Source organism: Flagellimonas yonaguniensis (genome assembly GCF_029193885.1).
GTDB lineage: Bacteria > Bacteroidota > Bacteroidia > Flavobacteriales > Flavobacteriaceae > Flagellimonas > Flagellimonas yonaguniensis.
Window position 1 is genome coordinate 105,044 of record NZ_JARFVB010000012.1, and the last position, 9,843, is coordinate 114,886.

Annotated in this window: 10 protein-coding genes and 1 rRNA gene; 5 read left to right on the forward strand and 6 right to left on the reverse strand. The window is 40.8% G+C overall.

The genetic code is table 11. From position 1 onward, the window contains the following. Window positions 1-3: 3 nt before the first annotated feature. Entirely contained in the window at window positions 4-1,251 is a 1,248-nt protein-coding gene (rocD, locus tag PY092_RS15560) for an ornithine--oxo-acid transaminase (RefSeq protein WP_275616727.1), read from the reverse strand. Window positions 1,252-1,485: 234 nt separating this feature from the next. Between rocD and rlmD the strand changes: the two genes are divergently transcribed. Genes rlmD through PY092_RS15580 form a run of 4 tightly spaced genes read left to right on the forward strand, consistent with a single transcriptional unit; the run spans window position 1,486 to window position 4,535 of the window. Beyond that, complete coding sequence (rlmD, locus tag PY092_RS15565) at window positions 1,486-2,898, forward strand: 23S rRNA (uracil(1939)-C(5))-methyltransferase RlmD (protein ID WP_275616728.1); 1,413 nt, start codon at window positions 1,486-1,488, stop codon at window positions 2,896-2,898. 30 nt (window positions 2,899-2,928) lie between these two features. Further along, the gene (locus PY092_RS15570) at window positions 2,929-3,459 is read left to right on the forward strand and encodes a DUF6452 family protein (RefSeq protein WP_275616729.1); all 531 of its coding nucleotides are present in this window, start codon (window positions 2,929-2,931) and stop codon (window positions 3,457-3,459) included. After that, window positions 3,440-4,195, forward strand: coding sequence for a DUF6048 family protein (locus PY092_RS15575; RefSeq protein WP_275616730.1), 756 nt, complete (start codon window positions 3,440-3,442; stop codon window positions 4,193-4,195). Before PY092_RS15570 ends, PY092_RS15575 begins: the two co-directional genes overlap by 20 nt. A gap of 1 nt (window position 4,196) precedes the next feature. Beyond that, the gene (locus tag PY092_RS15580) at window positions 4,197-4,535 is read left to right on the forward strand and encodes a VOC family protein (protein WP_275616731.1); all 339 of its coding nucleotides are present in this window, start codon (window positions 4,197-4,199) and stop codon (window positions 4,533-4,535) included. Window positions 4,536-4,684: 149 nt separating this feature from the next. Here PY092_RS15580 and PY092_RS15585 read toward each other — a convergent pair whose 3' ends face one another. Further along, complete coding sequence (locus PY092_RS15585; RefSeq protein ID WP_275616732.1) at window positions 4,685-5,842, reverse strand: THUMP domain-containing class I SAM-dependent RNA methyltransferase; 1,158 nt, start codon at window positions 5,840-5,842, stop codon at window positions 4,685-4,687. A gap of 56 nt (window positions 5,843-5,898) precedes the next feature. Between PY092_RS15585 and PY092_RS15590 the strand changes: the two genes are divergently transcribed. Next, window positions 5,899-6,585, forward strand: a complete 687-nt coding sequence (locus PY092_RS15590) for a ZIP family metal transporter (protein ID WP_275616733.1) — start codon at window positions 5,899-5,901, stop codon at window positions 6,583-6,585. Here the strand turns inward: PY092_RS15590 and PY092_RS15595 are convergent. The 4 genes from PY092_RS15595 to rrf all read right to left on the reverse strand — a co-directional run bounded on the left by PY092_RS15595 (window position 6,573) and on the right by rrf (window position 9,843). Further along, the gene (locus tag PY092_RS15595) at window positions 6,573-8,102 is read right to left on the reverse strand and encodes an ArnT family glycosyltransferase (RefSeq protein ID WP_275616734.1); all 1,530 of its coding nucleotides are present in this window, start codon (window positions 8,100-8,102) and stop codon (window positions 6,573-6,575) included. The two genes, PY092_RS15590 and PY092_RS15595, sit on opposite strands and share 13 nt — an antisense overlap. A 63-nt stretch (window positions 8,103-8,165) precedes the next feature. Beyond that, window positions 8,166-8,852 carry a phosphatase PAP2 family protein gene (locus tag PY092_RS15600; RefSeq protein ID WP_275616735.1) on the reverse strand — a complete coding sequence of 229 codons (687 nt, stop codon included), beginning with the start codon at window positions 8,850-8,852 and terminating at the stop codon, window positions 8,166-8,168. A 152-nt stretch (window positions 8,853-9,004) separates the two neighbouring features. Next, window positions 9,005-9,646: a PAQR family membrane homeostasis protein TrhA gene (trhA, locus tag PY092_RS15605; protein ID WP_275616736.1), complete on the reverse strand. Its 642-nt coding sequence runs from the start codon at window positions 9,644-9,646 to the stop codon at window positions 9,005-9,007. An 85-nt stretch (window positions 9,647-9,731) separates the two neighbouring features. Further along, window positions 9,732-9,843 (reverse strand): 5S ribosomal RNA (gene rrf / locus PY092_RS15610).

A 9,843-nucleotide genomic window follows, 5' to 3' on the forward strand; every position in this document is an offset into this window, starting at 1 on the left:
TATTTATCCTTTCTTGAATTCATTAAGCGTTTTGATGATGATGGAAACACAATCCATCAACTGCTCGTGATTCATGACCAAGGGCGGTGCAAAACGGATAATGTTACCATGGGTTGGTTTGGCCAATAGTCCATTTTCCTTCAGGGCCACACAAATATCCCATGCCGTGGAGCTATCTTCGGTATCGTTGATCACAATGGCATTCAGTAATCCTTTTCCCCTAACCTTTACTACCAAATCAGAAGTAGGAATAAACTTGTTCAACTCTTCACGGAACAATTCGCCTAACTCCTGGGCGTTCTGTGCCAAATGCTCTTCTTTGATGACCTCCAATGCTGCCGTACTTACCGCAGCAGCTACTGGATTTCCTCCAAAAGTACTCCCGTGGCTACCAGGCGTGATCACTTCCATGATATCGTCGTTGGCCAAAACGCCAGAAACCGGATATACACCTCCAGATAAGGCCTTGCCCAAAATCAGAATGTCGGGTTTTACATCTTCATGATCTACAGCCAACATTTTACCTGTCCTTGCAATCCCTGTTTGTACTTCATCTGCAATAAAAAGCACATTGTATTTTTCACAAAGGGCTTTTGCCCCTTTCAAATACCCTCCGGACGGCACATAAACCCCAGCTTCGCCCTGGATAGGCTCCACTAAGAAACCCGCAACGTGAGGATTGCTTTTAAGTGCATTCTCCAACGCTGTCAGATTATCATACTCTATTGTTACAAATCCTTCGGTGTAAGGGCCATAATTCTCCCGTGCAACTTCATCATTGGAGAAGGAAATAATGGTGGTAGTTCTCCCATGAAAGTTGTTTTCACATACAATCACTTTGGCCTGATTTTCCGGGATCCCCTTCTTCTGGTAAGCCCATCTTCTACACACCTTCAAAGCGGTTTCTACAGCCTCTGCACCTGTGTTCATGGGCAATAGCTTATCAAAACCAAAAGTTTCCGTTGCATATTTCTCATACTTCCCCAACATGTCGTTGTAAAATGCCCGTGAAGTCAAGGTCAATGTTTTTGCTTGCTCCACCATGGCCCCAACGATTTTAGGGTGGCAATGCCCTTGGTTTACGGCAGAATATGCAGAGAGAAAGTCATAATATTTTTTTCCTTCCACATCCCACACATAAACACCTTCGCCCTTGCTCAAAACCACGGGTAGTGGATGGTAGTTGTGTGCTCCGTACTTGTTTTCCAAATCTATCGCTTGCTGCGATGTTAAATGCTCTAAAACAGCCATTTCATTAAATGATTAAAATTGATAAAATAACCATTCCTACTGTACCTTTATTCTTTCGAAGTCTCGAAAAAGCAGCGTGGGAGAGAAATCATCCCTTGGAGTGCCTGCAAATTACAAATTAATTGATGAAAATGTAATTTTCTGAAAACGTTTCAGCCACCTATAACCAAAAGTTTACATGCAATTTAAGAAGCTGTGTTCTGCGAAATACCAAAAAGAACTTACTTTTGCGACATGCGTAAAAACAGAAGGAGAAAAACGTTTGAAAACGTAGAGGTAGTCGATGCCGGAGCAAAAGGAAAATCAGTAGGAAAAGCCCCAGATGGACGGGTTATTTTCTTGACCAATGCAGTGCCAGGCGATGTGGTGGACGTGATGACGACCAAGAAACGAAAAGCCTATTTTGAGGGAGTTGCCACCAACTTCCACACCCTTTCCGATAAAAGAACGGAACCTGTTTGCCAGCATTTCGGTACTTGTGGAGGCTGTAAATGGCAACACATGGGCTATGAACACCAACTCTATTTTAAGCAAAAAGAGGTAGAAAACAACCTTAAAAGAATCGGTAATCTAGAATTGCCCGATACCATGCCGATCCTAGGATCCGAAGAGCAGTATTTTTATAGAAACAAAATGGAGTTCTCCTTTTCCGATAGCCGTTGGTTGACCCCAGAGGAAATAAATTCAGATGTAGAGATCGAGGACAGAAATGCACTCGGGTTCCATATTCCAGGCATGTGGGACAAAATATTGGACATTAAAAAATGTCATTTACAGCAAGACCCTTCCAACTCCATACGATTGGAGGCCAAGAATTTTGCCAACAAAAACGGCCTTAGCTTTTTCAATCCAAGAAATCAGAAAGGGCTTTTACGAACCTTAATGATCCGTACATCCTCCACGGGAGAAATTATGGTGCTCATACAATTTTTTGAAGATGATGAAGAAAGCCGGGAATTATTATTGAACCATCTGAAGGAAAAATTCCCTGAAATTACATCGCTGCTATATGTCATCAACTCCAAAGGAAACGATACCATTTACGACCAAGAAGTAATTTGCTTTGCAGGTCGCGACCATATTTTTGAGGAAATGGAAGGGTTACAATTCAAGATCAATGCTAAGTCTTTTTACCAGACCAACTCGGAGCAAGCATACGAACTCTATAAAGTCACAAGGGATTTTGCTGGATTAACAGGTAATGAACTAGTGTACGATTTATATACCGGTACAGGTACCATAGCACAATTTGTTGCCAAAAACGCAAAAAAAGTAGTCGGTGTGGAATCCGTTCCCGAAGCCATTGCCGATGCCAAAGCAAACGCCCTGCATAATAATATATCCAATGTGGATTTCTATGTGGGCGATATGAAGAATGTGTTCAATGATGATTTTATTGCAGCACACGGGCAACCCGATGTGATCATAACCGACCCTCCTCGTGACGGAATGCACAAACAGGTAGTTGAGCAATTGTTACAGGTAGCTCCGCCAAAAATCGTCTACGTGAGCTGCAACAGCGCAACCCAAGCACGTGATCTGGCTCTAATGAAAGAACAGTATGCCGTCACACAAGTGCAACCAGTGGATATGTTCCCGCAGACGCACCACGTTGAAAATGTTGTACTTTTGGAAAAACGGGTGTAATTTTTGAAATAAAATCCTTAGGTAACCGGAATGAAGAAAATAATCCCTTTCCTACTTATTGCATCAATGCTTTTTTATGCTTCATCCTGTGAGAAGGATGATATCTGTGTTGATGGTGACACACCGCTTTTGATCGTTGGTTTTTTTGATATTGAGGATACCACGGCCTTCAAAAGTGTTGAATCCATTCGAATCAGAAATATTGACATAGATAGCATCATATCCAGCGATTCTTATGAGAGTGCATTCAGTGATAGGTCCAATATCGCCGATTCTGTTCTGGTCCCGTTACGAAGCAATGCCGTTACCACAATGTACGAGATCATTTCAAATTCGGCCGATGATGATGAAACCAATCTGGAAACTGGCAACATTGACACCCTGACCATTTCTTATGAGCTTGAAGAGGCTTTTATCTCAAGGGCATGTGGCTTTGTGACCAATTACAACAATATATCCGTTACAGTTACGGAAAATGCCGAAAACTGGATTCAAGATATCAAGGTTGTTCAACCCAATGTAGTAAATACCGATAGCATCCATGTCAAAATATATCATTAGTATTTGTATTGCCCTGCTACCCATTGTGGCGCAAGCACAAAGCAAACCCATTGATCTCTCGCAAAAGGATACTGTTACGTACAAAGACCCCTATGGTCTTCGTGTGGGTGCGGACATCAGTAAATTGATACTTTCCTTTGCAGATGAAGATTACACGGGTCTTGAACTGGTTGGCGACTACAGATTGACACGGAAATTGTACCTGGCCGCTGAGATAGGCAATGAAACCAAAAGACAGGACGAAAGCCTGAACAACACCCTTTTGTACGACTACGAAACCTCTGGAAGCTACATCAAGGCAGGTGTGGACATAAACACCTACACCAATTGGTACGGTATGAACAATGCTATAACCATAGGTGGGCGTTATGCAATCGCGAGCTTTAACCATACCCTGTACGATTATAGCCTTTATGAAACAAATCAGTTTTTTAATCCAGAGTTCTTACCGGGCGAAGACCCCAATAGGGAGTTTAGCGGACTTTCCGCTTCTTGGCTGGAATTTGTTATTGGGGCCAAAGTAGAGCTGTTCGCCAATATTTTTGTGGGCATGAGTGCGAGATTGGGCTTTTTGATCACCAATTCGGAAGATGAACAATTCCCTAACCTATGGATCCCCGGATTCAACAAAGTGACGGATGGAAGTAATTTTGGTGTGAACTACAATTACTCCATCAGCTACTTCATACCCCTATATAAAAAAGCAAAAAAGAACAAAGAGAAAAACAGCCAGTAATATGAAAGCACCCATCGACTATATCGAATTGAAATCCACAGACCTTCAAAAGACCAAGGATTTTTATTCCAACACATTTGGTTGGGATTTTACCGATTACGGCCCAGCTTATACTTCGTTTTCCGAAATTGGTGTAGCTGGCGGTTTTGAACTGACTTCCGGACCCATTGTCAATGGTGTTCTCATTGTGCTGTACTATAATGCTCTTGTTGAAATAAGGGACAAAGTAATCGATGCCGGAGGCACTATTACCAAAGAGATTTTTGAATTTCCTGGTGGTAAACGATTTCATTTTACAGACCCATCGGGTAACGAACTTGCTATTTGGTCAGAAAAATAAAAGGAGCCACAAAGGACTCCTTTTATAAAATTTGGTTGAGTTAGTTAGTCGTGTTCTAAACACATTTCCAAATCTAAACAATTCTTTCGCTATATCCCAAATATAATTTTGGTCAAGATCAAATTCACAACTTTTTGTTGTGTATGCAACTAATTATTGTTTTTGGCTTTTTTACTGCCCTCATAAATCTCATACTTTACCAATCGGGCTTCCAACTTTCCATTGAAGGTCTTGATTCTTTTGGACGTCTTTAAACCTATATGCTTTAGTGCCTCCAAATTGGAAGTAACCAACCATGCATCCGTTCCCTGATACACTTTTTTGAAGGTATCCCCAATTTTCCCATAGAAGATTTCCATATCAATGGGCAATCGTTCCCCATAGGGTGGATTGAACAACATGTGCAACTTACCTTCAACAGGCTTATCCGCCCTGAAAAAGTCCTTGCGCTCCACCGTGATATAGTCCGATAGATTGGCGTGTTCCACGTTCTCTTGGGCTTTTCTTACCGCAGAAGGGGCCTTGTCATACCCAATAACTTTATGATGGAACTCCCTGACTTTTTTCAGGCTCGCATCCACAATTTTATCATGTAACTTAGCATCGTAATCATTCCAATGCATAAATGCATACGACTCCCTGTTGATGTTTACCGGAATGTTGCAGGCAATCATGGCCGCCTCGATCAAAAAGGTCCCGCTTCCACACATGGGGTCAAAGAAATCCGTCTCTCCGTCCCAACCACTTTGAAGCAACAGACCAGCCGCCAACACCTCGTTTATTGGTGCAATATTGGTCAAAATACGGTACCCCCTTTGATGAAGCGATTTCCCTGAACTATCCAATGAGACCGTACAGGTGTTTTTATAAATATGGATATTGATTCGAATATCTGGATCTTGGGTCTGCACATTGGGACGGTCACGAACCACTGCCCTAAACTTGTCCACAATGGCATCCTTGGCCTTTAAGGAAACAAACATGGAATTGTCAAAAACCTGGGTATTGGCAATACTATCAATGGCAAAGGTTTTCTCCACATCAAAAATATCGGGCCAGTCCAGATCATAAATATGTCTGTACAGGTCCTTCTCGTTAAAAACCCTGAATGTTTTTATGGGCTTGAACACCTTCAAGGCAGTTCTAAGACAAAGATTGGCTTTGTACATAAATCCCGTATCCCCTTCAAAAGTTACATTTCGCACTCCTTCTTCCACATGCCCTGCACCCAAATCACGAAGTTCTTTCGCCAAAATTGTCTCAAATCCGTAAAGGGTCTTGGCCATCATCTTGAAATTTCCTGCCATGTTCTTGTAATTTCTTTCGGCAAAAATAGACTATTTTTGCTCCTTTAATTCCCACTATGGATTTTCCTTCCGCTATCATCTACATTATCCCCATTGTGGCCGTTTGGGCCGGATTTGCATTTGTATGGTTTACCAAGCCCAAAAACAACAACAATATTAAACTCCTACTGGCATTTAGTGGTGCGTTTCTGTTGTCCTTGACGTTTTTCAAGCTTTTACCGGACGTATATGATGGTCATGATCCCAAAACCATAGCACTGTATATCTTGGGAGGAATTTTGCTACAGGTATTCTTGGAGTTTTTTTCCAAAGGAGCTGAACATGGGCACATGCATGTGCACTTAAAGGAAAATAAATTCCCAACCTTATTGTTTCTCAGCCTTTCCGTACATGCTTTGGTCGAAGGTGTTCCGATACACGGCAACGATTCCATTCTCTATGGAATCATCATCCACAAGATACCCATAGCCATCATTTTGAGCATCTTTTTGGTCAATTCAAAAATGAAACTGTCCACTACCCTCTTGTTCATCGCCGCTTTTTCTTTGATGACACCCTTGGGCAGCTATATATCCACATCGGCTTGGATAGAAAATTATGGGCACCAGCTTACCGCATTGGCCATTGGAGTGTTCTTTCACATATCCACCGTTATTTTGTTTGAAAGTGCACAAGGACACGCTTTCAATCTCAGAAAACTGGTGGTCATCATATTGGGAATCGGAATTGCCTATTTGGTGTAGACTCTTGTCACATGGTTCTCAAAGACCGCTTTTTGCTCAAGGACCAGATGAAATCCTTCCAAAGCCTCAAGATCTTTCTCATTACGAGTATTTGTAATGATATAAGCTCTGGGATACTTTTGTAGGTAAACCTCGATTTGTTGAACCGTATCATAAACGGGGAATGTCCTTCTAAAATTGATGGGGAAAGCACTATCAAACCTTTTAAAGGCAATAATTTTGGAATCAGCGGGTATTTTTAACAAGGCCAAGGAAACAGGGCTCAGCTGGGTAAGGGTAGGATAAATAACTCCAAACAGGGAAAAGGCCATCAAAATCCATCCGCAGGAAATGCTTAAAAAAGTATGTTTAAACCTTCCTTTTTGATAAAAGTAAAACCCAACAATCGCGGACAATGTTGCCAACAGTAGAAAAAGGCTTACAGGCCTAAAGAGTTGCAATTGCTTTTCAACGGTTAGGCCAATCCAACCGCCAATAGGCAAGATCACTCCCACAACAATCAAAAAGATAAGACTGGCCGTGATGAACCTTGTTTTTTTACCAATCAAGAATGCTTTGTAGAGATAAAAACCTATCAGAATGGCCACAAAAGGATAGGACGGCATAGGATAATTGGGAAGTTTGGTGCTAGAAACACTGAAAAACAGCATGGTAATGGTTGATACAATCAATGAAAACAACACAAAATCGTTCTTCCTTCTAACCTTCCAGGCATTATAAAAACCCTGAATTATAAAAACCGAAAATGGCAATAAGCCCAAAACCACATACAAAGATGTCAAGACAAACAGACCCCCGTGCCCTTCCTTTTCAGAACCGAACCTAGACATGTTATGGTCCAGAAAAAAGCCTTCCGTCCAGATACCTTCGGTATGTATATGCACCAGATAATACCAAGGTCCGGCAATCAACAATATCAATAAGAGTCCAAAAAAGGGACGTAATCCTAAAATTGTTTTGAGGTTAAAATCTTTTTTGAACAGTAAAAAAGAAGGAACAATCAAACCAGGCAAGACTATGGCTATGGGACCTTTCGTAAGCACTCCCAATGCCATGGCACCATAAAATGGAAACAACCAACTCTGTTTCTCAGTCTTATAAAAACCATAGAATGAAAAGAGTGACAGCGTTATAAAAAATATAAGATAAGGATCGGGTACCGCCAAATGAAACTCTTGCACAAAGAACAAGGATGACAGTAAAACCGTGCTAACGATTATTGCCAAGGTTTGGTTTTGCCATTTTTTAATATTCCAATATGTTATCAAAACAGTAAGGGCACCAAAAACTCCGGAAAAAAAACGGGCTCCAAAAGCATTTACACCAAATAGCTTATAGCCCAGAATCATAAAAAAGTAATGAAGCGGTGGTTTATCCGTACGGAGTTGCCCATTAAAAAAGGGAACAATATAATTTCCCGAAGCCAGCATCTCACGTGCCGCCTCAGAGTTTCTGGCTTCGTCCAAAATGTAGATGGGATATATACCCACAAAAGAGATACAGATTATTAGTCCCATAAAAAAGACTATCCAAACATCATATTTCCGCCAAGACCTCATGAAAAATTTGATTCCCTCAAATTAGTCATTAAAAAGCTGTTTCAAGACATTTTGAGTCGATTGCTGCAGGTGTTGCACATCAATCTTGATTTGTTTGGCGTGCCATTTTTTGGGATAAGATCTAACCACTAGGTAAGCGATTACACTTGATAGGGTGCCAAAGAGCATTCCAAAAAATACATCAGCAAAAAAATGTTGCACCAAATAGATTCGGGAAAAACCCACAATCAAACCTAAAATCATCAAAACCCAACTTGCGGTTTGGTTTCTGGAAAGTAATGCAAAAAAGGAAACCAAAAAGAATATGGTTGCCGTATGCCCCGAAGGAAATGAATTCACATAGCGAATTTTTACGCCCTCTACGAACTGGATGGCATCCATTATACCCAATTCCTTAAAATAAAGGTATGGTCTAAGTTCGCCAGCGTAAATTCCTTTTTTAAGTAATAATACCACCACTACCTGAATCGCAAAAGCCAAAAGAAAAACGGCCAGCCATTTCAATTTGAACCGGAGTACCAAGAATACCACAAGAGCCACAGTCCATGCATTGCCCAAAGCACTGGATTTAATAAAAAACATGTCCAAAAACGGTGTCCTTAACTGGTTGACAAAAAGAACAATTTCTCCTTTGTCAACAAATAAAAGTGGGAATAAGAATGCTAGAAACAAAAAGAACGGAAGCAATCTATGGAGTACAATTTTCATCTTATTGAGGTTTGTACTCAAAATTATTTCAGGCAGAAATAGAAGTCGTTAAATATAAATCATTTGATGTTTATGAATGCATTCAATTATTGTAAATAAATTTTTATCAAAATATTGAAGAAAACATCTGGTTACAATATCTTAAAATAAGGTTACAATATAATATGAGACATCAAGAGCCAATGACTTATAGCCCCTCCAATCACAAAAAAATGCCATATTAGATGATTATATGGTATTCTTTTTACCGCGTAGAACACTATTCCAATAGTATAGAAAGCCCCTCCAGAGGCAAGGTATATCAGTCCAGATGAGGGCATGTGTTCCAACAAATAGGGTAAGTCTATTACGATAAGCCATCCCATCACACCATATAACACCAAAGAGAAAGCCTCAAACCGACCTGTAAAGAATATTTTCAATACTGTTCCAAATAGTGCAATGCCCCAAACCAAATAAAATAACAACCAACCTTTAGATGGCAATAAAACGGATAGGCATACGGGGGTATAGGTTCCTGCAATCAAATAATATATACTGATATGATCTAGAATCCTTAGCCGCTTTTTGAGCTTTGGGTTTTCTACCGCATGATAAATGGTGGATGCAGTGAACAATAAAATCAACGATGAAGTATAGGCAATGATGCTTCCTTGCATAAAAGGAATGTTGTCCAAATAATTTTCGTTTTTTAATAAAACGATTCCACCCATAACCGCCAATACAATTCCCAATGCATGGGAGTAGGCATTCAGTTTCTCTTCTAGTAAGACAGGATTGGATTGTATACTCAATGGTATGGATTAAAGCATTGTTTTGTATGGACAAAGATACCATATAAAAACAAAAAAGCCCTTCACGTAATGTGAAGGGCCTTGAGGAAGGCGGCGACCTACTCTCCCACCTGGTGTGGCAGTACCATCGGCGCAAACGGGCTTAACTTCCCTGTTCGGAATGGAAAGGGGTGGGCCCCGTCGCCATGGCCACCTAG